Origin of the sequence: Arthrobacter sp. AB6 (assembly GCF_031844545.1) — a bacterium.
Taxonomy (GTDB): Bacteria; Actinomycetota; Actinomycetes; order Actinomycetales; family Micrococcaceae; genus Arthrobacter.
The window spans coordinates 44908-66022 of record NZ_JAUZVL010000016.1 but is presented as its reverse complement, the minus strand read 5'-3'; the positions used below and the strand labels follow the sequence as shown (position 1 = coordinate 66022).

17 protein-coding genes are annotated in these 21115 nt (G+C 65.2%); 4 read left to right on the top strand and 13 right to left on the bottom strand.

The window, feature by feature from the left end; all coding sequences use genetic code 11:
• Positions 1-2: 2 nt before the first annotated feature.
• The 11 genes from ftsW to dinB all read right to left on the bottom strand — a co-directional run bounded on the left by ftsW (position 3) and on the right by dinB (position 13559).
• Positions 3-1343 (bottom strand): putative lipid II flippase FtsW, encoded by a 1341-nt coding sequence (gene ftsW, locus Q9R30_RS13280; protein WP_104997506.1) that lies wholly within the window; start codon positions 1341-1343, stop codon positions 3-5.
• A gap of 2 nt (positions 1344-1345) precedes the next feature.
• Entirely contained in the window at positions 1346-2920 is a 1575-nt protein-coding gene (murD, locus tag Q9R30_RS13275; RefSeq protein WP_311217838.1) for a UDP-N-acetylmuramoyl-L-alanine--D-glutamate ligase, read from the bottom strand.
• On the bottom strand, positions 2902-4011 hold the full coding sequence (gene mraY, locus Q9R30_RS13270; RefSeq protein ID WP_104997504.1) for a phospho-N-acetylmuramoyl-pentapeptide-transferase: 1110 nt from the start codon (positions 4009-4011) through the stop codon (positions 2902-2904). Before mraY ends, murD begins: the two co-directional genes overlap by 19 nt.
• A complete protein-coding gene (gene murF / locus Q9R30_RS13265; RefSeq protein WP_311217837.1) occupies positions 4008-5474 on the bottom strand; it encodes a UDP-N-acetylmuramoyl-tripeptide--D-alanyl-D-alanine ligase in 1467 nt (488 codons plus the stop codon). Before murF ends, mraY begins: the two co-directional genes overlap by 4 nt.
• A 6-nt stretch (positions 5475-5480) precedes the next feature.
• Complete coding sequence (locus Q9R30_RS13260) at positions 5481-7157, bottom strand: UDP-N-acetylmuramoyl-L-alanyl-D-glutamate--2,6-diaminopimelate ligase (RefSeq protein ID WP_396136726.1); 1677 nt, start codon at positions 7155-7157, stop codon at positions 5481-5483.
• Positions 7158-7223: 66 nt separating this feature from the next.
• Positions 7224-9020 (bottom strand): penicillin-binding protein 2, encoded by a 1797-nt coding sequence (locus tag Q9R30_RS13255; RefSeq protein ID WP_104997501.1) that lies wholly within the window; start codon positions 9018-9020, stop codon positions 7224-7226.
• 48 nt (positions 9021-9068) lie between these two features.
• On the bottom strand, positions 9069-9782 hold the full coding sequence (locus Q9R30_RS13250; protein ID WP_104997500.1) for a hypothetical protein: 714 nt from the start codon (positions 9780-9782) through the stop codon (positions 9069-9071).
• A complete protein-coding gene (gene rsmH / locus Q9R30_RS13245; RefSeq protein ID WP_104997499.1) occupies positions 9779-10771 on the bottom strand; it encodes a 16S rRNA (cytosine(1402)-N(4))-methyltransferase RsmH in 993 nt (330 codons plus the stop codon). Before rsmH ends, Q9R30_RS13250 begins: the two co-directional genes overlap by 4 nt.
• A gap of 165 nt (positions 10772-10936) precedes the next feature.
• Positions 10937-11365, bottom strand: a complete 429-nt coding sequence (mraZ, locus tag Q9R30_RS13240; protein WP_311217836.1) for a division/cell wall cluster transcriptional repressor MraZ — start codon at positions 11363-11365, stop codon at positions 10937-10939.
• A gap of 381 nt (positions 11366-11746) precedes the next feature.
• Positions 11747-12124, bottom strand: a complete 378-nt coding sequence (locus Q9R30_RS13235) for a DUF3040 domain-containing protein (protein WP_104997498.1) — start codon at positions 12122-12124, stop codon at positions 11747-11749.
• A 274-nt stretch (positions 12125-12398) separates the two neighbouring features.
• Positions 12399-13559 (bottom strand): DNA polymerase IV, encoded by a 1161-nt coding sequence (gene dinB, locus Q9R30_RS13230; protein ID WP_396136727.1) that lies wholly within the window; start codon positions 13557-13559, stop codon positions 12399-12401.
• Between the two features lie 141 nt (positions 13560-13700).
• On the opposite strand from dinB, the gene Q9R30_RS13225 reads away from it, so the two are divergent.
• Positions 13701-14222 carry a hypothetical protein gene (locus tag Q9R30_RS13225; RefSeq protein ID WP_104997496.1) on the top strand — a complete coding sequence of 174 codons (522 nt, stop codon included), beginning with the start codon at positions 13701-13703 and terminating at the stop codon, positions 14220-14222.
• Positions 14219-15313, top strand: a complete 1095-nt coding sequence (locus Q9R30_RS13220; RefSeq protein ID WP_311217834.1) for a polyprenyl synthetase family protein — start codon at positions 14219-14221, stop codon at positions 15311-15313. Before Q9R30_RS13225 ends, Q9R30_RS13220 begins: the two co-directional genes overlap by 4 nt.
• Before the next feature lie 67 nt (positions 15314-15380).
• Here Q9R30_RS13220 and Q9R30_RS13215 read toward each other — a convergent pair whose 3' ends face one another.
• Positions 15381-15734 (bottom strand): Rv2175c family DNA-binding protein, encoded by a 354-nt coding sequence (locus Q9R30_RS13215; RefSeq protein ID WP_199775353.1) that lies wholly within the window; start codon positions 15732-15734, stop codon positions 15381-15383.
• A 242-nt stretch (positions 15735-15976) separates the two neighbouring features.
• On the opposite strand from Q9R30_RS13215, the gene Q9R30_RS13210 reads away from it, so the two are divergent.
• Both Q9R30_RS13210 and Q9R30_RS13205 read left to right on the top strand, forming a co-directional pair.
• On the top strand, positions 15977-17368 hold the full coding sequence (locus Q9R30_RS13210; RefSeq protein WP_311217833.1) for a LysM peptidoglycan-binding domain-containing protein: 1392 nt from the start codon (positions 15977-15979) through the stop codon (positions 17366-17368).
• A gap of 105 nt (positions 17369-17473) precedes the next feature.
• Positions 17474-19624, top strand: a complete 2151-nt coding sequence (locus tag Q9R30_RS13205) for a protein kinase domain-containing protein (RefSeq protein WP_311217832.1) — start codon at positions 17474-17476, stop codon at positions 19622-19624.
• A 41-nt stretch (positions 19625-19665) separates the two neighbouring features.
• Here Q9R30_RS13205 and Q9R30_RS13200 read toward each other — a convergent pair whose 3' ends face one another.
• A complete protein-coding gene (locus tag Q9R30_RS13200; RefSeq protein WP_311217831.1) occupies positions 19666-21060 on the bottom strand; it encodes a class II 3-deoxy-7-phosphoheptulonate synthase in 1395 nt (464 codons plus the stop codon).
• Positions 21061-21115 lie beyond the last annotated feature (55 nt).

The window sequence follows — 21115 nt, the reverse complement described above, 5'->3', positions numbered from 1 at the left end:
GGCTAGGCACGCTTTCTTGCAGTCTTCTTCCGGGCCGCGTCTTGCCGCGCCGGCTTGGCCTTGAACTTGAGCATCCGCTTGGGCCGGATGGACGGGGCCATCTGCTCCCTTGCCAGGGAAAGCACCACCCCGATGGCGCAGAGCGACATCAGCAGCGCCGAGCCCCCGTAGGAAATGAACGGCAGCGGCACGCCGATGACGGGCATGAGGCCGGTCACCACGGACATGTTGACCGTGGCCTGGCCCAGCAGCCACACCATGATGGTGCCGGCCAGCACGCGGTGGAACATGTCCGCCTGCGCCACAACCACACGGTAGATCGCTGCGCCCAGGATGGCGAAGAGGATGAGGACGACGACGGTCCCCACCAGGCCGAGTTCCTCGCCGATGATGGCAAAGATGAAGTCGTTATGGGCTTCGGGGATCCAGCTGTACTTTTGCCGGCTCTGCCCCAGCCCAACGCCGAACCAGCCTCCCGACGCCAGCCCGTAGAGCCCGTTGGTGGCCTGGTAGTTGGCGTCGATGCCGTCGGCGCAGGACTCCCCGGTCCACCACGAAGTAATCCGGCACATGCGGTTTGAACTGGTCACAGCCATGACGGCCGTTCCGGCAGCGGCCACCAGGCCTGCGATTCCGAAGAGATACAGGGGTGCCCCGGCAAAGAAGAGGGCGGCCGCCGTAATCATCATGATGATCATGGCCGTCCCAAGGTCATTGCCCACCAGGACCAGCACAACGATGATGATGGCCATCGGGACGGCAGGGACGGCGACGTGCTGCCAGAGGCGGAGGAGCTTTCCCTTCCTGGCCAAAACGGTAGCCATCCAGAGCGCGAGGGCCAGCTTGGACGCTTCGGACGGCTGGAAGGTGATGCCGCCGAGGTCGATCCAGTTCTTGTTGCCGTTGACCTCCGCACCCACAAGCTGCACCAGTCCCAGGAGGACCAGGGCCGCGATGATTGCGGGCCACGCCAGCCGCCGAAGCCACACAACGTTGACCCGGGAGAGCACGAACATGGTGAAGATGCCGATCCCGGCGAACATGCCCTGCTTCAGGGCGTCCCCGTACGGCGATTTTCCGGCGGCGATCGACTCGACGCTGGACGCGGAGAGCACCATCATGATGCCGATCGCCGTCAGGGCGAGGGTGGATCCCAGGATGAGGTAGTAGGTGGAGCCGTTGCGGGAAGTTCCGGTTCCTTCCAGCGCCGACCAGAACTTCCGGTAGCCGGCCCGCAGCCGGGTAACGGCAGTGGCGGGCCTGCTGGCGGGAGTTGCCGAGGAGCCGGGCCGCGGCTTGCCGGCCTGCTGCCGGGCAGGCGGGCGTGTTGGCGTGCTGACCATTGTTACTCCTCGCCGGTCTGGGCCTGCCCTTCCACCAGCTCGCGGACAGCTTCGATGAAAGTGTCACCACGGTGAGCGTAGGAAGAGAACTGATCCATGGAAGCAGCTGCCGGAGCCATCAGCACAGTATCGCCGGAGCCGGCCAGCTGGGCTGCTGACGCAACCGCCCTGGCCATCACCGGTTTCCCGGCCAGGGGGGAACCGGCCTGGATGCCGTCTGTTGCAGCAGTCTGCACCTGTTCAGTGTCACCCGATGCCGGCTGGATCACCGGGACATCGGGCGCGTGTCGCGAGAGGGCGCCGGCCAGCTCGGAAGTGTCTGTTCCGATCAGGACCACCGCCTTGAGCCGGTGCGCGTGCTCCCGCACAAGGTCGTCGTAGGTGACACCCTTGGAGAGACCTCCCGCGATCCAGATGACGTTGCTGAATGAGGCGAGCGAAGCGGCTGCCGCATGCGGGTTCGTGGCCTTGGAGTCGTTGATCCACAGGACTCCGTTGTGGCGGGCCACGGGCTGGATGCGGTGGTTGCCGGGCACATAGTCCTGGATTCCCTGCCGGACGGCCTTGGCCTCCACGCCGTAGGCGCGTACCAGGCCCGCGGCCGCCAGGGCGTTGGCCACCATGTGCCGGGGCGCAATGGCTCCAAGGTCCGCGATCGAGGCCAGTTCCGCGGCGCTGTCCTTTCGTTCTTCGATGAACGCCCGGTCCACCAGCAGGCCTTCCACCACGCCCAGCATGCTGATGGCGGGGGTAAGGGTAGTGAAGCCGACAGCCCGGCACCCTTCCACCACGTCGGCGTTTTCCACCATGCGTTCCGTTTCGATCTGCTCAGCGTTGTAGAGGCAGGCCTTTTGGGTGCGTTCGTAGACCTTGGCCTTGTCCGCAAGGTAGGAATCGTAGGAGCCGTGCCAGTCGACGTGGTCCTCGGCAACGTTGAGGCACACGCTGGCCACCGGCGAGAAGGATTCGGACCAGTGCAGCTGGAAACTGGAGAGTTCGACCGCGAAAACGTCGTATTCAACGGGGTCCCGGATGGCATCCAGGATTGGCGTGCCCACGTTGCCCACGGCGATGGCTTTCAGCCCGGCGGCGCGCAGCATGGATTCGGTGAGGCCTACCGTGGTTGTCTTTCCGTTGGTTCCGGTGATGGCCAGCCAGTCCGCTGTCTTGCGGCCTTCCCGCTCGCGCACCCGCCAGGCGAGTTCAACGTCGCCCCATACCGGGATGTGGGCCCGTGCAGCAGCGGCCAGCAAGGCCTGGTCCGGACGCCAGCCAGGTGACGTCACGATCAGCTCCGGAAGTTTGCCGTCGATCTTTGGCAGGCGCAGCACCGCATCAGCGCCGAGCAGGACGTCGGCGGCGCCGACGATCTTCAGGGTTTCGGCGTGGGCTTTAGCCGTGTCGCTGGTGGCGGCGTCAACCACCACCACGCGGGCACCGAGTTCGATCAGGGTGTCAGCGGCGGCGAACCCTGACACCCCGATGCCGGTGACTGCGACCCGCAGCCCGGCCCAGTCGGAATCCCAGCTCACGAGCTCCTGGAGGCGTGGGGAAACGGTCACAGCAGCACAACCCATTCAGCGTAGAAAATTCCCAGGCCCACGGCGACGAAGAGTCCACCAAGGATCCAGAACCGGACCACCACGGTCACCTCAGCCCACCCCTGTAGTTCGAAGTGGTGCTGCAGCGGTGCCATCTTGAAGACGCGTTTACCGCCGGTGGCTTTGAAGTAACCCACCTGGATGATCACCGAAAGGGTGATCAGGACGAACAGTCCGCCGATGATGCCCAGCAACAGCTCGGTCCTGGAAAGGATGGCAAAACCTGCGATCGCACCGCCGATGGCGAGGGAGCCGGTGTCTCCCATGAAGATCTTGGCCGGAGAGGTGTTCCACCACAGGAATCCCACCAGTGCGGCGCTCATGATTGCGGCCAGCAGGGCCAGGTCCAGGGGGTCCCGGACCTGGTAGCACCCGCTGCCGGCTTCCCGGGGCGAGCCGCAGGCCTGGTTGTTCTGCCAAATGCCCATCAGCGTATAGGCGCCGAAAACCATGACCGAGGCCCCGGCAGCCAGCCCGTCAAGGCCGTCCGTGAGGTTTACCCCGTTGGTCGCCGCAGTGACGATCAGGTTGGACCAGATGACGAAGAGGATGGCACCCAGCACGGTTCCGCCGAAGGCGAGGTCCAGCCAGGGCAGGTCCCGGACCAGGGAAATCTTGGTGGAGGCCGGCGCGAGGCCGTCCTCATCGGGAAAGTTGAGGGCCAGCACAGCGAAAATGACGCCCACTGCTGCCTGCAGGATCAGCTTCGCCTTGGCGTTGAGCCCCAGGCTGCGCTGGCGCGAAATCTTGATGAAGTCATCCAGGAATCCGACAAGCCCCATACCCACCATAAGGAACAGCAGGATCAGGGCGGAGGCGGACGGGCCAGGGGAATCCGGGTTCATCATGAGCATGATGAGGTGCGTCAGGCCGTAACTCAAAAGGACCGCTGCCACCACCACGGTCCCGCCCATGGTGGGTGTTCCGCGTTTGGTGTGGTGGGAGGTTGGGCCGTCGTCGCGGATGAACTGGCCGTAGCCGCGGCGGACCAGGAGCCGGATGAACAACGGCGTGCCCACCAGGGCGCAGAGCAGGGCCAGTCCGGCGCCGATCAAAAGTGCAATCACAGCAGTGTGCTCCTTTCATCGGCGGGCTGCGGGGTTTGTGGGGGTAATGCTATCCGATCGCCCAAATGGCGCAGTCCCACGCTGTTGGAGGACTTGAACAGCACCAGGTCGCCGGGTTCGAGTTCCGCGGACAGCAGCTCGTAGGCGTCGTCAGCGGTCTCGGCGAAGACGCATTCGTCTCCCCAGGAGCCCTCCTGGACGGCGGATACGTACAGGGCCCGGGCTTCCCGGCCCACCACCACCAGCCGGGAGATATTGAGGCGCACCACCTGGGTGCCCACGGCCGTGTGCTCGCGGATGGAGTCCTCGCCGAGTTCGAGCATGGCGCCCAGGACTGCCCAGGTGCGCCTTCCCTGGCCGAGGTCCGCGAGTGTGCGCAAGGCCGCGCGCATCGACTCCGGGTTGGCGTTGTAGGCGTCGTTGATGATGGTGACGCCGTCCTCCCGCTCGGTGCGCTCCATTCGCCACCGGCTGGCTGCCGTTTGGCCGCTGAGGGCCGCGGCGATTTCCTTGCCGGGAATTCCTGCCGCCCACGCGGCTGCGGCCGCTGCCAGCAGATTGCCGACATGGTGGGCACCAATCAGGCGGCTGCTGACGTGGTGGGTCGTTTCCGCGCCGGGAAGGAGGAGATCGAATTCCGGGTGGCCCTCCGCGTTGGTGTCCGCAGTGAGCGCCTGCACGGCGGCGCCGGGCCGGCCTTCGGCGGAGAAGCCGACGACGGACGCGGAGGTTCGTGCGCGCATGTCCGCCACCCTGTCGTCGTCGAGGTTGATGATGGCTGTGCCGGAGGCTGCCAGTCCTTCCACGAGTTCGCCCTTGGCGCGGGCGATGTTCTCCACTCCCCCGAATTCGCCGGCGTGGGCGGTCCCCACGCCGAGCACCACGCCGATGTCGGGCCTGACCATCTCGGCCAGGTACTTGATGTGGCCGATGCCGGTGGCGCCCATCTCGATCACGAGGTAGCGGGTATCTGTTCCGGCGGTGAAAACGGTCAGCGGTACACCGATTTCACCGTTGTAGGACCCCCGCGGCGCCACGGTCGCGCCATGCCGGGAAAGTATGCCGGCGAGCAGGTCCTTGGTGGTGGTTTTCCCGGCAGACCCGGTGATGCCGATGACCGACAGTTCCTCGTTGGCTTCCGCGCGGGCGGCCCGGATCCTCCGGACGGCTTCCGCGGCCAGCGCACCCATCGCGAGCACGGCGTCGGGAACCACCACGGACGGGTACGGGGAACCGTCCGGGGCTGCCACTGTGCGCTCCACAAGCGCCAGGGTGGCGCCGGCGGCGAAGGCGGCTTCAACGAAGCTGTGCCCGTCGGCATACTCGCCGGGTTTTGCGACGTAGAGCGACCCCGCCGTGGCTTCGCGGGAATCGGTGACCACCGACAGAGGCGTGATCCCGGGATCGGCGTCCAGGCGCCCTTTAGTGATGTCGGCGATTTCCGCCGCGGTAAATGCAATCATCTCGGTCTAGGACTCTATCCGGTCGTCTTGGAGAACGTTGAATCCCCTGGCTGTCAAGGCGCTGCGCAGCTCCACCCTGTCATCGAGTGCAAGGTTGACGCCCTTCACTTCCTGCCATACTTCATGGCCGCGGCCGGCAACCAGGATGCTGTCCTGCGGCCGGGCGAGTTCCACGGCACGTTGGATGGCCTTGTCGCGCGGGAAAACCTCCAGCACTTCACAAGGGAGGGATTCACTCGCCTGGGCTTCCAGCGCCCCCGCGAGGACGTCGGCGCGGATGGCTGCGGCGTCCTCGTCGTGGGGGTCGTCGTCGGTGACGATCACGGTGTCGGCAAGCCGGGCGGCAATCGCGCCCATGGCCGGCCGTTTGCCCTGGTCGCGCTGGCCTGTGGCGCCGAACACCACGATCAGCCGGGAGTCCGGTTCCGGCGACCGGACGGCTTCCAGCGCCCTGGCCAGCGCATCCGTGTTGTGCGCGAAGTCCACCACGGCGGCCGGCTGCTCGGAGACCAGCTGCATGCGTCCCGGCACGGCCACCGTGAAGGGGTCGTCCGCATCCAGGGCCGCCTGCAGCGTATCGGCGTCAACCCCGCCGGTGAGGACCATGACCGCGGCCAGGGCTGCGTTGGCCACGTTGAAGCTGCCGGGAAGCCCGGTGTGGACCTTCAGGACGCGCTGGCCTGGCCCGCTGAGGGTGAACTCGGTGCCAAGCCCGCGGGGCTTTGCTTCCGTGACGGTCCAGTCGGCGCTGTTCCCGGGCACGGTGGCCAGCGTGGTGACGGGCACCCGGGCGGTGGCCGCGAGGCGGCGTCCCCATTCGTCGTCGACCGTCACCACGGCCTTCCGCGCACGGGCGGGGGTGAACAGCTCGGCCTTCGTGGCGAAGTAGTCTTCCATGGTGTGGTGCAGGTCAAGGTGGTCCTGCGTGAGGTTGGTGAACCCTGCGACGTCGAACTGCACTCCGTCCACGCGCTGGTAGGAGATGGCGTGCGAGGAAACTTCCATCGCGGCCGCGGCCAGTCCGTTCTCCCCCATCAGGGCCAGCAGCCCGTGGACTTCGGGGGACTCCGGCGTGGTCAGGAGGCTCGGAATCGGTTCGCCGCCGGCCAGGATTTCGATGGTCCCGATCAGGCCCGGCTTTTTGCCCAGGGACCGCAGCAGCGAGGTGATGAAGTAGGTGGTGGTGGTCTTGCCGTTCGTTCCCGTCACGCCGAAAAGCTGCAGCGCTGCCCCTTCCTGGCTGCGACGGTAGATCATGGCGGACAGCGGGCCCACCACGTTCCGCGGGGCATCGACCACCAGCACCGGAACCGATGTGTCGGAGGACAGGGCCAGGAGGCGGGCACCGGCGTCGTCCGTCACAATGGCCGCCGCCCCCGCCGCAATGGCTTGGGCAACGAAGTCGGCGCCGTGCCGGGTAGCGCCCGGAAGTGCGATGTACAGGTCATCCGGTTCCACCGTCCGGGAGTTCAGGGAGATGCCGGTCACCGTGACGTCGGCGGAGGCTCCCGGAACGACGACGCCGAGCGCCTCACCGATGCTGTCCAGCCGGACGGCTTCAACGGCGGACGGCCGGAAACGGGGCTGGCCGTGTCCCGGCGATGCAGGTCCCTGCGGGGCTTGTTCGTCCTGCGCATGTCCCTGCGGGGCTGCATGGTCGTGGGACGGGTTGAACTCTGACAAGGGATCTCCGATGGTGCTAGTGGACCGTGCCCGGCATGGATGAACCGTAGCAGCGCTGCCGGGGTGTTACTTGGCGAACTGGGGCAGTCTGGCCGGTTCGCCCGTGGATGGCTGGACGTTGTAGGTCCGCAATGCCTGGCTCATGACCGACCGGAAGACCGGCCCGTTGGTAATCCCGTAGATGCTGCCCTTGGGCCGCTGGAGTACCACCTCCACAATAAACCGCGGATCATCCATGGGTGCCATGCCCACCATTGAGGCCGTGTAGCCGCAGAACCCGGACTTGCCGTCGTCGCAGGGAGATTCGGAGGTGCCTGTCTTGGCTCCCACCCGGTATCCGTCGATGGCCGCGTCCTTGATCTGGCCCTCGGTGACTGCGCTTTCGAGGATGTCCTGGACCTGCCGCGCCGTGTCCTCGGAGACGATCCGCCGGGGTTCCGCGGCCGGAACCTTTTCCTCTGTTCCGTCAGCGGAGACATAGGAGTCGATCAGGCGGGGCTGGAGCATCACGCCATCGTTCGCGATGGACTGGAACGCGCGGACTGTCTGCAGCGTGGACTGGGAAACACCCTGCCCGAACAGGACCGTATATTCCTGCCGGCCGTCCCACTGTTCCCAGGGTGTCAGGATGCCGGAGGCGGTGGCCGGCAGGCCGATATCCGGGGCTTCGCCAACTCCGAACCTCTTCAGCCAGTCGTAGCGCTGTTCCTTGCTCAGGCGCTGTCCGGCCATGACGGTGCCGGTGTTCATCGAATAGCCCAGGATGCCGGCCAGGGTCCGTTCCTCGGTTCCATGGGCAAAGGAGTCGCTGAAGGTCTGCCCGTCCACCGTGTAAGTGGGTCCGAGGGTGAACGTGTCGAGCGGCTTGGCTTTGCCTTCTTCGATGAGTGCCGCCGCCGTCATCATCTTCTCCACCGAACCGGGCTCGTAGGCGGCCGTGACGGCACGTACGCCGCGGTCCCTGGCCGCCACCCGGCCAGGGTCATTCGGGTCCGGCGAATTGGTGTCTGCCATGGCAACGAGGTTGCCTGTCTTGACGTCCATCACGATGATGACGCCCCACTCCGCGCCCAGTTTGTCCGACTGGCTCTGGATCGCCTGCTGGGCGAAGTACTGGAGGTCCGAGTTGAGGGTGAGCTTGACGTCTTTTCCGTCCTGCGGGGGCGTCAGTTCGTCAACCCCCACGGGGATGCGCAGGCCGTCCGCACCGATCTCGAAGAGCCGTTTGCCGTCCGAGCCCTTCAGGATTTCGTCCTGGGTCTGTTCGATGCCGGCCTGGCCGCTGGCACCGTCCTGCAGGAAGCCGATGATCCCGCCGGCAACCGAGCCGTTGGGATAGACGCGCTTGCTGACGCCTTCGGTCACGATGCCGGGGATCTGGAGCTGCGAGATGCGGTCCTCGACGTCAGGCTTTACGTCCTTGGCCACGATGTAATACGGCTGCTGCCCGGTGACGGCCTCGCGGATGGCGTCCTTCTCCATGCCAAGGGCGGCCGCCAGTTCCGTCAGCCCCTGTTCCCGGCTGACGTCAACCAGCTTCTCCTTGGCGTCGTCCAGGCGCTTGAAAGTCTCGGTTTTAGTGTTGACCCTCTGGTCCACCACCACGTTGTAGCGGATCACGCTGTTGGCCAGCACCGTGCCCCGGGAGTCCAGGATGCTGCCCCGTTCTGCCGGGAGCACGGTCTGCTTCATCCGGCTGTTGAGGGCGGCCTCCGCCATGCCCCCTACATCGAGTCCCTGGACGAGGAAGAGTTTGCCGCCCACCACCAACAGGAGTGTCAGCATGATGCCCAGCCCCAGGCGCAGGCGCTTGGTGGCGTTGGGCACCTTGCCATTGACTGCCTTGCCGGACCTCTGCGCCACCGTGAAATTCCTTGCTGCTCGACCCTGCTGCCTGTCAGACCTGCCGTATTACTGCCCGGGCACCTTCTGCTCGGGTGCGGGGACGGATCCGCCGTGGAGCTCCACCGCTGCAGCAGCCGCCGGTGCGGGAACCCCGGCAGGTGGACCAGCCGGCGTGGCCGCAGCGGGGGTCGCTGCGTTGGATCCCGCAGCATCTGCTGCTGAAGAACCTTGGGCTGCCGGGGCTGCCGGTTTACGGTTCGCCAGCGGTTCGCCCTTGGTTGCCGGCGGTACCACGATCAGCTGCCCGGCCACGGCTGGTGCAGGAATAACGGCCCCTCCGGAGCTGCCCTTAACTGCCGGTGTTGCCTTGCCTGTAACGGACAGGGTGGACAGGTCGATCTGGCCCTTGACCGTGGAGGCCACCATGCCGAGCTCAGAAGCTTTAGCCGCCAGGTTCTGGGGAGCTTCGAAGTTCTGCACCTGCTGGGTGAGGTCCTGGTTCTGCTTGGTCAGCGTGCTCTGCCGGGCCCGCAGCTCTACCAGCTGGTATTGCGCGGTGGACACGGAGATGTTCAACACCAGCACGGCCACCAGCGCCACGGCAAGCAAGGCGAAGCACAGCACCACGAAGGGGGCGCGGCGCTTGCGGGGTACGGTACGCACCACTGACAGCGGAGTCCGGCCCTTCCGGCCATCCCCGGAGGTCTGTGCCGGAAGGATCCTGCCGGCCGCCCAAGTGCCGGACGCGGCGGGAAAGTTCTTGGCGGCGGCGGTGCTCATGCAGCTCTCCTGGCTCTGATTCGTTCCGCCGCGCGCAGCCTTGCTGATGCAGCGCGCGGGTTTTCGGCGATCTCGACGGCGGTGGGCACTTCGGTGCCTTTGGTCAGTGTCTTAAGTTCGGCCTTGTGCTCTTCCAGCTCCACCGGGAACCCGAGCGGAGCCGAGGATTTGGAACGTGCCTGCAGGACGCTCTTGACGATCTTGTCCTCGAGGGAGTGGTAGGACATGACCACGATCCGTCCGCCCAGTGCCAGGGCCTCGACGGCGGCAGGCACGGCGCGTTCAAGGACATCGAGTTCTTCGTTGACTTCGATCCGCAGCGCCTGGAAAGTGCGCTTGGCGGGGTGCCCGCCGGACTTGGCCGCCGCTGCCGGAACTACTGCCCGGATCTGCTCCACGAGTTCACCGGTGGTGGTGAAGGGCCTGGTGGCACGGGAGGTGACAATCCTGTTGGCGATCCGGCCGGCGAACTTCTCCTCGCCCCACTTCCGGATGATCCTGACGAGTTCCTCTTCGCTGTAGTTGTTCACCACGTCTGCCGCGGTCTGGCCACGGCTGGTGTCCATCCGCATGTCCAGCGGGGCGTCGAAGGAGTAGGCGAAACCGCGTTCGCGTTCATCCAATTGGAGGGATGAGACCCCAAGATCCATCAAAATTCCGTGCACCTCGGGAACGCCCAGGTCCGCCAGGACCTCCGCTATCTCGTCGTATACGGCGTGCACCAGGTCCGTGCGCGCGGCGAAGGGGGCCAGCCTCTCGCCGGCGAGGGCGAGCGCTTCCTCGTCCCGGTCTATGCCGATGAGGTGCAGGTCCGGAAAGCGCTGCAGCATGGCCTCGGAGTGGCCGCCCATGCCCAGGGTCGCGTCCACGGCCACCGGTGTTTCGCCGCGGAGCCTGGCCGCCTCGAATCCAGGTGCCAACAAATTGATGCACCGGTCCCGCAGGACCGGCACATGGCGTTCGGACGTTGGCTTGGGGTGTTCGTTCATGCCTCGTCCTTTCTCGCCGTCGGTGTCACCTTGTGGTGCTTCTGGGACCAGATCCCCATCCGCGCCTATCGTCCGCCAGCCTGGCTCCGGGGAAGTGAGCCAGGATGACCGGCCGATGGGCGGCTGGAGATCTCATCCAAGAAGCTGCCTGCAGTCCTGTTCCGGTCAGAGAATGCCCGGAATGGGGTCATCAGTTTCGGAGAAGGCTGTTTCCTTGTCCGCGAGGTACTCATTCCAAGCCTGGGCATCCCAGATCTCGGCCCGGGATCCGGCGCCTATCACGGCGAGTTCCCGGCCGAGGCCTGCGTATTCCCGGAGCGCGGGTGGAATGGTAACGCGCCCCTGCTTGTCAGGTACCTCGTCAGAGGCTCCAGAGAGAAAGACGCGGATATAGTCACGTGCCTGCTTCGAGGAGATTGGCGCCTCCCGCATTTGCTCGTGGACCCGCGCAAATTCCTTCTCGCTGAAGACGTAGATGCAACGTTCCTGGCCCCTCGTGAGCACCAGCCCGCTGGCAAGTTCCTCCCGGAACTTTGCGGGGAGGATGATCCGTCCCTTTTCATCCAGACGCGGCGAGTGAGTGCCCAGAAACACTGGCCCACCGCCTGTCCGCTGTCAGGAACTGCACATCCCCTATGTTGCAACCACCCTCTTATGTCCTCCACATTACTCCACTTTCCACCACAGTCAACGCGAACGCGGCCCTACCGCAGGTTATTTATGGGAAAGGAACACCGGAATTGCAGGGATTCCAGCCGGTGGTGGAAAGTGGAGGACTTTTCCACCCGGGATGCCTGGCCCCGGCATGAACCGCTGGTGAACTGCCGGCGGTGGCGCGGCATGCGGCGCAACCACGGCGTTTTTCAATTCGGCCCCATTTAAATGCGAAAAGACCCGCAAAGTGCGGGTCTTTTCGGATGCCCCCTCAATGGGGAGCAAAGTGGAGGTGCCGGGAGTAATTCGGCGGGAGGGCGTTTAGGGTTCCCCCCTGCGCCTTTCATCCCACCGTTCCTCGAGGCTGCTCATAAAGGAACTCCTGGACTTCCCCGGCTTTCGGCCGCCGGCCTTGGATCCCGGCTTTGATGCGGCCGAACTGCTCCGCATGGTGGCGAAATAGACACCGCCGCCCATCACCACAAAGCCCAGGACTCCAACGAAGATGTTTTGGAGAGTGACACCCACGAGTAGCAGGAAAACGCCAGCCAGGGCGCAGAGGACGCCAATCACCACGTGCCTCGTGGACCATGAACGCCCGGGGTCTGAACCCATGGAATTCGCGAACTTCGGGTCGTCCTCGTGAAGCTGCTTCTCCAGCTGCTCAAGCAGCTTCTGTTCGTGCTCCGACAGCGGCATCACGACCTCCTTTTGTAGGCCAACGTCCGGGCTGATCCCAGCCACTACTTCTGCACCCTTAACGGCTGTTATGCCTAAGAGGTTCCCGCTCCGCTGGCAAAAGCGGAAATCGGGAACCCGGCATGCCGTCGCAGGAGCGGGAGCATGTCCAAGAGGGTCCGGCAGTAAGTCCAGTCACTCGAAAACTATGTATATCTAAGGATAGTTTGTTGAGGGCTGTTCTGAAAGACGGAAAAGAGTTTGGCGGCGGCCCTGCCAAGGCTTCAGCCAGCCGCTATTCCGGGGTGTTTCCGGGCTCCATCAGGCGGGCGGGAAGGACAGACTTGCTGCCGAATTTGCGCGCCACTTCATCGAGCGCCTGCTCAGCTGCCCGCCAGTTGTCGTCCCGCCGGTCGATGCTGAGCTGAAGCGAGGTCCGGGCGGCGTCTTCGAGCTGTTCGGCGCGCACCCCCACGAGCCGAACGGTCATTGCCCTGTCCCCCACCGACTCGAGCAGCTGCAAGGCCACTGCGTAGATCAGCTGGGCGCTGTCCACGGGAGTCTGCACCGTCTTGCTGCGCGTGATGGTGGAGAAGTCCGCGAACCGGAGCTTGAGGGCGATGGTCCGGGCCACCATGCCTGAACTCCTCAGGCGCGCGGCCGTCCGGTGGGAGAGGCGCAGCAGTTCCCGGTGGAGCAAGGCGTCGTCGGCCGTGTCAACGGCAAACGTTTCTTCCGCCCCGACGCTCTTCTCCAGCCGTACCGGGACGACGGGTCGGGGGTCTATGCCCCAGGAAAGCTGGTGGACATGCTCCCCCGTGGCGCCCAGCATCTTCTTCAACGAAGAGACCGGCGTTGCGGCCACGTCCGCAACGGTCCTGATGCCCATCCTTGCGAGCACCTCCGCCGTCTTGGCACCTACTCCCCACAGGGCCCCGACCGGCAGGCTATGAAGATACGGCACTGTCTCGTCGGGTGCGATCATGAGCAGTCCGTCCGGTTTACAGCGGGTAGAGGCAATTTTCGCCACGAATTTGGATTCCGCTATCCCCACCGACGCCGTGATGCCCAGCTCGGAGGCAACCTGCCGGCGGATCATTTCCCCAATTCCCCTCGGCGCACCCAGGCGCCTGATGGCGCCGGTGACGTCGAGGAACGCCTCGTCGACGCTGAGGGGTTCAACGAGCTCGGTAATGGACTCGAAGATGCCCATCAGCCGGGCGGACACTTCGTAGTACAGCTTGTGGCGCGGCTCGATGATGACCGCATTGGGACACATCCGGGCGGCCACGGCCATCGGCATGGCTGACTTCACCCCGAATGCCCTGGCTTCGTAAGAGGCTGAGAGGACCACGGAGCGGTCCGCGGGGAACCCGACGATGACGGGCCGGCCCATGAGTTCAGGTCGGGTCCGGAGCTCCACCGAGACAAAGAAGGCATCCATGTCCACGTGCATGATGCACTTGCGCCTGCGTCCCGGAAGGCGCGCTCCGGGCTGCTGGTTCGTACTTTCGGGCCCCACGGCTGCAATCCTATCCGTTTTGTACTGACTAAACTGGAGGCTGAATCCGGCATCAACACCAGGAGGAATGTCCCTGTGACGGTCTTTGGAAACCTTAAGCCAGCAGGGTTGGCAGTATTCGCTGCCGGCGCAGCCTTGCTGCTCTCAGCCTGCAGCCCGACTCCGTCAGCAGCCCCGGACCCCTCCGTATCCACGCCGGCAGCTGCCGGATCAACTATCACAGCTTCCCCCAGCCCCTCCGCGTCGCCCAATACCTCGGCAACCGTTGGGGCGGTGGTGGAGGGCTTCCCGCAGCAGCTTCTTCCCCTTATGCCGGGAGCCAAGGTGGTATCGAGCAGTTTCGACAAGGAAACAGCCCCCGCCACTGCCGCCCTGGTGGGAAGCATCGCCGCCCCCACTGCCGCGGTGGTGGATTTTTACACCAAGGCCCTTGAAGGACAAGGCTTCAAGGCAGTTCCGGGCGAAGCCGTGGGAGCGGTGGCGTCCAAGGATTTTGTCCGCGGGGACAACGAAACCGTCAACCTCTCGGTAGTTGAAGCTTCGGGCGTTGCCACTTTCACCATCGGCGCCAACGTGGCAGCTGAGTCCGCCAAGTGACGGCAGCGGAACAGCTGAGGAATGAACAGGCCGACTTCGTTGCGGCGGTTGCCGGCGAGCTGACGCTGTTCCTCACCTCGCGGCAGGCCATTATGTCCGGCATCTCTCCGGACATCGAACCCCTCATGGGTTCCATCTCCAACCTGGTCACGGGCGGCAAGCGCCTGCGGGCGCTGATGTGCTACTGGGGCTGGCGGGGCGCAGGCGGACAGCCCGCCGCGCAACAGGTGGTGACCGCAGGCGCCGCACTGGAATTGTTCCAGGCGGCGGCCCTGATCCACGACGACATCATCGACCGGTCGGATACCAGGCGGGGCGGCCCAAGCGTCCACCGCCGGTTCAGCGAACTGCACGGGTCGCGGGGGTGGGCACTGGACAGCGAACGGTTCGGACACGCGGCGGCCATCCTCACAGGTGACCTGTGCCTCTCCTTCAGCGAGGAGGCGTTCACCGACATTGGAGAGCGGGCGGCCGCCGGGACCAAAGCCAGGCTGATTTTCAACCTCATGCGGGCTGAGGTGATGGCCGGCCAATACCTGGACATCCTGGAGGAAGTCGCCGGTCCGGTAAGGGACCGGGCGGGGGCCGTGACCCGCGCCCAGTCAATCATCCGGTTCAAGTCTGCAAAATACTCCACCGAGCATCCCCTCGCCCTGGGTGGAGCATTGGCGGGAGCCTCGGATGAGTTGCTCCGCGGCTACTCCGCTTTTGCATTGCCCTTGGGCGAAGCGTTCCAGCTCCGCGACGACGTGCTGGGTGTCTTCGGCGATCCGCTGACAACCGGCAAGCCTGCCGGGGACGATTTGCGGGAAGGAAAGCGCACCGTGCTGGTTGCCCTGGCCCTGGACCAGGCATCGGCAGCCGAGTCGGCGTTCATCGACGCCAGGCTTGGCAGCCCGGACCTCTCCGAAGAGGACATCCTTGAACTTCGGCGCATTATTGAGGACTCCGGTGCGCTGGCGGCCACCGAAGTCCTCATCAATGAATTCGGGGCGGCCGCGTTCGATGCCCTTGAGTCGCTTCCCCTGGACGAACTGCCGAAAACCGCCTTGCGGAGGCTGGCTGAAGCGACAGTCAGCCGCGCCTCCTGACCCAAACAGGTTTTGTTAGCCGGGGATGGCGGGCTGTTTGTGTTGCCGAACATCCCCGGCCGGCGGTTTACCAGGCGAGGGTCTGGGCCCGTCGCCTGATTTCCGTTTTGCGTCCCTCGCGCAGGGCGTCGATGGGGCGTCCCCGCAGCGATTCATCCGGGGTGAAAAGCCAAACAATCAGATCCTCATCTGAATACCCGGCGTCAGCCAGGACAACAATCGTCCCCTTGAGGCTGTCTACAACCTGCCCGTCCTGAATAAACCCAGCGGGCACGGACCGGATTCTCCGTTCCCCGACACGCAATGCCGCAAGGGCATGTTCATCAAGCAGGCTGTGAACCCTGGTGATGGAAACATCCAATAAACGGGCGACGTCGGGTAGGGGCAACCATTCGCCCACAAGCTCTTCTACATTACTCACGGATCAAGGTTGCCACGCTGTGCACCCTGCCGCCTAGTCGATGCCTCCATAGGGCGCTCCTGACCTGCAGACACACCCGGAATTCTTCCTTGCGGACATTCCCGGAATTCTTGTGCTATTTCCAAATCCGTGAGAGATTCTCATTGATCACATACGTAACAAAATTAACAGCAGTAACAGTAGTATCGAGAAATGACAGCGGCACCCCGCCCGCGCCCGCAGTTGAGAAGAGGATTCTTTCCATGACGATGTCCCGCTCGCGCAAGCAGCCCCCCAAGCCGAGCCTGCCAATGCTTGCCGCCACAACTGCGGCGTTGCCAGCGGTCGTACTGTCATCCTTGGCCTTGGCCCAGCCCGCTGCCGCCGCGCAGCCAGTCCGCGTCATCCCGGGAACGCTTGCCGCGGCCATGAAAGCTCAGGCTGCGAAAGCCACTGCGGCGGTCATCCCCGCGTCCGCCGTGTCCACTGCCATCCCGGCTGCCTTCAGGCCCACCCAGCCGCAGGCGCCCGCCGAGTACAGCATTGCGCGCGGCGATACCATCAGTGCGATCGCAGGAAAGTTCGGCCTCAACACCGCTGAAATCCTGAAACTGAACAACCTTCAGCCGAACACCATCATCTACCCAGGCCAGAAGATCAAGCTCTCAGGTTCAGCCGCGGCGCCTGCAGCCCCCGCTCCTGCACCGGCCGCACCCGCCGCCGCGTCCGGTGCCACCTACACCGTAAAGGCAGGCGACACACTGGGGGCCATTGCCGCCCGGCATAACGTGGGCCTGGCTGACGTGTTTGCCTGGAACAACCTCAACATGCGCTCCATCATCTACCCGGGACAGAAGATCAAGGTTGGGGGCGGCGAAGCTGCCGCGGCTCCCGCTGCCGCTCCTGCTTCGGCAGGCCTGGCTTCAACGTCCGCGCCGGCTGCCCCGGTACCCGCCGCTCCGGCCCCGGCCCCCGCGTCCGGCTCCTACACGGTGAAAGCCGGAGACACTCTCTCGGCCATTGCCACGCGCCACGGCGTAAAACTTTCCGAACTGCTCTCTGCCAACCGCCTGAGCATGACCAGTGTCATCTACCCGGGCAACAAGCTGGCAATCCCCGGGGGCTCCGCCCAGCCGGCGGCCCCGCAGCCGGCTGCCTCCGTGACGCCCCTGGTCCCGAGTTCATTCCTCGGCTTCAGCTACCCCGCAGCGGTGGTCAGCTCGGCCAACGAAAACAAAGCCCTGCTGAACGCCTCCCCGGTGCCCTCCCGCAGCGAGATGCGGAACATCGTGGCCGACACCGCGCGCAGGATGGGCGTGGAACCCTCGCTCGCCCTTGCATTTGCTCACCAGGAATCCGGGTTTGACCAGCGCGCAGTGTCTCCGGCGAACGCCATCGGAACCATGCAGGTAATCCCCAGCTCCGGGCAGTGGGCATCGGACCTGGTGGGGCGCAAGCTGAACCTCCTGGACCCCTACGACAATGCGACGGCCGGAGTCGCGATCATCCGCCAGCTCCTCGCCACCAGCAAGGACAGGGACACGGCCATTGCGGGCTATTACCAGGGCCAGTACTCCGTGAGCAAATACGGAATGTATGACGACACCAAGGCCTACGTCGCCGCCATCAAGGCCCACCAGAAGAACTTCGGCTGACCTGCACCGCCCGGTAGCACCCGCAGCGCGTACGCAGGCACTTTGACACGGGTCCGGACCGGCAACGGTTCGGGCCCGCTTCATTGCGGGGACTAGGATCGAAGGGTGCAGGAACACGTGTCAGACCCTCTTGTTGGGACGCTGGTGGACAACCGGTATGCCGTCAGGTCCAAGCTTGCGCGGGGCGGAATGTCTACTGTCTACCTGGCCACGGACCAGCGGCTGGAACGGGACGTGGCACTCAAGGTGCTGCACCCGCACCTCTCGGCCGACGAGAATTTCCTGGGCAGGCTGGGGCGTGAGGCAAAGGCAGCAGCCAGATTGTCCCACCCCCATGTGGTGGGAGTCCTCGACCAAGGGAACGACGGCCGCACCGCTTACCTGGTCATGGAGTACATCAAGGGCCACACCCTTCGTGACGTCATCGCCGAGAAGGGGGCGCTGCCGCCCCGGCTGGCCCTCGCGCTGATTGACCCAGTGGTTGAAGGACTGGGCGCTGCGCATGCCGCCGGCTTTATCCATCGTGACGTCAAACCGGAAAACGTCCTGATCTCCGACGATGGACGGATCAAAATTGGAGATTTCGGGCTGGCACGCGCGGTCACCACGTCCACGAGCACCGGAGCCCTGATCGGCACGGTTGCGTACCTCTCGCCTGAGCTGGTCCTTGGAAAGCCGGCAGATGCGCGCAGCGACATCTACTCCGTGGGCATCATGCTGTTCGAAATGCTTACGGGCCAGCAGCCCTTCAACGGCGAGGTCCCTATCCAGGTGGCGTACCAGCATGTAAATGGAACAGTGGAACCGCCTTCGGCCCTGGTTCCTGGACTGGCCGCTGAGGTGGACGAGCTGGTGCAGTGGTGCACCTCCAACGATCCTGAAAACCGGCCTGTGGACGGGAATGCACTGCTCCAGGAGCTTCGGCATATCCGGACCAACCTCACCGATGCGGAGCTGGACTTGCATCCCCCGGCGGCAGCGGCCGGAGGCGCCATGGCACGCTCCCAGGCTCCCGCAGCGCCCGGCGCTCCCGGGCAGTACCAGCGCACCGGGCAATTCCAGGATCCCGGGGGCCAGCAGAACCCAACGGAGGTGATTGGCCGGTCCAACAATCCAACAACGGTGATGCCGTTCGGCAAGCCGGCCGCGCCCGCCTACCCGCCGTCACAAGGCCAGCCCCGTTACACCGGTCCTGCCCATCCGGGCGCTGCCCGGCACACCCTCACACCGCCCGGCGACGATGTCGAGCCGTGGTCCCCGCCGCCTCCGGCGCTGGGCAAGCGCGCCCAGCGCCGGGCGGACAAGGAGGATGACAGGGCACGGGCCCGTGCGGCCGCCACCCCGGCCCGTACGCTGCGTGAAGGCAGCCCTCGCCGCCGGGGAATCCTATGGATTATTGTCCTGGTTATTGCTGCCCTCCTGGCAACCGGAGCGGGCTGGTTCTTCGGGATGGGCCCGGGCGCCGCCGCCACCATACCTTCCGTGGCCAACAAGACAGTGGCACAGGCACAGCAGCTTCTGGACGAGGCCGGCTTCCGGTCCACCACCAAGGACATTTTCGACGACGACGTGCCCTCAGGCCTCGTAGTGGGCAGCGAGCCTGCGGCGGGCGCCGAAATCCGCAAGTTCCAGCCCGTCTCGCTTTTTGTTTCCAAGGGCCCCCAGCTGTTCCCGCTGCCGGAACTGACAGGAGGCACCCTGGAGCAGGCCAAGACGGGCCTCAACACAGCGGAGATGGCTCTTGGCCGGGTGACAGAACAGTTCCATGAGAAGGTCCCTGCCGGCACAGTCCTGTCCCAGGACCCCGCTCCCGGTACGGCCGTCCGGCATGGCACGCCCGTTAGCCTGGTGGTTTCGAAGGGTCCCGAACCAATTCCCGTCCCGTCGGTGGTGGGCCAGGACGAGAAGGATGCCGTTGATGCCATCGAGGAGGCCGGCCTCACGGCTGAGGTTGCGCGCGAGGAAGTGTTCAGCAGGGACGTCCCGAAGGGTGCGGTTGTCAGCCAGGCTCCGGCTACCGGAACGCTTACCCGAGGTGGCACCGTCACGCTGACCGTTTCCAAGGGACCCCGGATGGTGAAGGTGCCCAGCTTCGTTGGCAAGCAGGCCACAGATGCCCGAAAGGCATTGGAGGGCCTGGGCTTCCAGGTACGCCTAAACAATATCCTGGGCGGCTTCTTCGGCACGGTCCGGGACCAGGATCCCGTTAACAAAGAGGTTCCGGAGGGATCGGTCATTACCCTGACGGTGGTGTAGGCGGTACCCCGCCTGCACCGCCGCCAGGTATCAGGCGGGTCTCAGTGCTTGGCGAGGGCGCCGGCCACCAGGAACGCCATTTCCAGCGACTGCATGTGGTTCAGCCGCGGATCGCAGACCGACTCGTAGCGGTCCAGGAACGCGTCCTGGTCCACGGGGTCGGCGCCGCCAAGGCACTCGGCAACGTCGTCGCCGGTCATCTCAACATGCAGGCCGCCGGGAACGGTGCCCAGGGCGTGGTGCACTTCGAAGAAGCCGCGCACCTCGTCAATGACGTCGTCGAAATTGCGGGTCTTGTACCCGTTGGGGGACGTGACGGTGTTCCCGTGCATGGGATCGGTAACCCAGAGCACCTGCGCGCCTGACGCCGTGACCTTCTCGACGACGGCGGGCAGCTTCTCCCGGATGTTGCCCGCCCCCATGCGGGTGATGAAGGTCAGCCGGCCGGGTTCGCGCTCCGGGTCAAGCTTGTCAATCAGGCGGAGGGCGTCGTCGCCGGTGGTGGACGGGCCCAGCTTGACGCCGATGGGGTTCCGCACCCGCGACAGGAAGTCGACGTGCGCGTGGTCCAGTTCGCGGGTCCGCTCCCCGATCCAGAGGAAGTGCGCGGAGGTGTCGTAGGGGAATCCGGTACGGGAATCGATCCGCGTCAACGCGCGCTCGTAGTCCAGCAGCAGGGCTTCGTGGCTGGCGAAGAATTCCACGCGCTTGAGCGCCTCAAAGTCGGCGCCACAGGAGGCCATGAACTTGATGGCGCGGTCGATGTCGCGGGCCAGGGACTCATAGCGTGCGTGCGCCGGGTTCTCGGTGAAGCCCTTGTTCCACTGGTGCACCGAACGCAGGTCGGCGAACCCGCCCTGGGTAAAGGCGCGGATGAGGTTCAGCGTGGAAGCGGACGTGTGGTAGGCGCGGAGCATGCGCGAGGCGTCGTGGCCCCGGGACTCCGGCGTGAAGTCGTACCCGTTGACGATGTCGCCGCGGTAGGCGGGCAAGGTCACGCCGTCGCGGGTTTCATCGTTGGAGGAGCGGGGCTTGGCGAACTGGCCCGCCATGCGGCCCATCTTGATGACGGGCATGGCCGCACCATACGTGAGCACCACAGCCATCTGGAGGATGGTCTTGACGCGCGCGCTGATCTTGTCCGCCGTCGCGGCCTCGAACGTCTCCGCGCAGTCACCGCCCTGCAGGAGGAAGGCCTTGCCCTGGGCGGCGGCGGCCAGGCGTTCGCGGAGGACGTCCACTTCGCCGGCGAACACCAGGGGAGGAAGTACGGAGAGCTCCTTCACGGATGCTTCAAATACGTCCCGGTCCTGCCAGCTGGGCTGCTGGGAAATGGGGAGGTCCCGCCAGTCGTCGAGTCCGGGATAGTTGGCTGCTCCGCTCTGGGCGGTGCTGGACAGCGAAAAGGCAGGTTTTGCAGATAGCTGAGTCACCATCTAAGACTAACGGTCGGGCAGGGCCCCGGGACACCGTACCGTCACGCACCGTGCA

Excerpts from the sequence above, each read along its gene's own strand:
- Q9R30_RS13235 (WP_104997498.1), bottom strand. The coding sequence starts at position 12,124 with ATGCCGCTGTCGGAGCACGAACAGAAGCTGCTTGAGCAGCTGGAGAAG.
- Q9R30_RS13250 (WP_104997500.1), bottom strand. The coding sequence starts at position 9,782 with ATGAGCACCGCCGCCGCCAAGAACTTTCCCGCCGCGTCCGGCACTTGG.
- Q9R30_RS13210 (WP_311217833.1), top strand. The coding sequence starts at position 15,977 with ATGACGATGTCCCGCTCGCGCAAGCAGCCCCCCAAGCCGAGCCTGCCA.
- dinB (WP_396136727.1), bottom strand. The coding sequence starts at position 13,559 with ATGCACGTGGACATGGATGCCTTCTTTGTCTCGGTGGAGCTCCGGACC.
- rsmH (WP_104997499.1), bottom strand. The coding sequence starts at position 10,771 with ATGAACGAACACCCCAAGCCAACGTCCGAACGCCATGTGCCGGTCCTG.
- Q9R30_RS13200 (WP_311217831.1), bottom strand. The coding sequence starts at position 21,060 with ATGGTGACTCAGCTATCTGCAAAACCTGCCTTTTCGCTGTCCAGCACC.
- ftsW (WP_104997506.1), bottom strand. The coding sequence starts at position 1,343 with ATGGTCAGCACGCCAACACGCCCGCCTGCCCGGCAGCAGGCCGGCAAG.
- murD (WP_311217838.1), bottom strand. The coding sequence starts at position 2,920 with ATGGGTTGTGCTGCTGTGACCGTTTCCCCACGCCTCCAGGAGCTCGTG.
- murF (WP_311217837.1), bottom strand. The coding sequence starts at position 5,474 with ATGATTGCATTTACCGCGGCGGAAATCGCCGACATCACTAAAGGGCGC.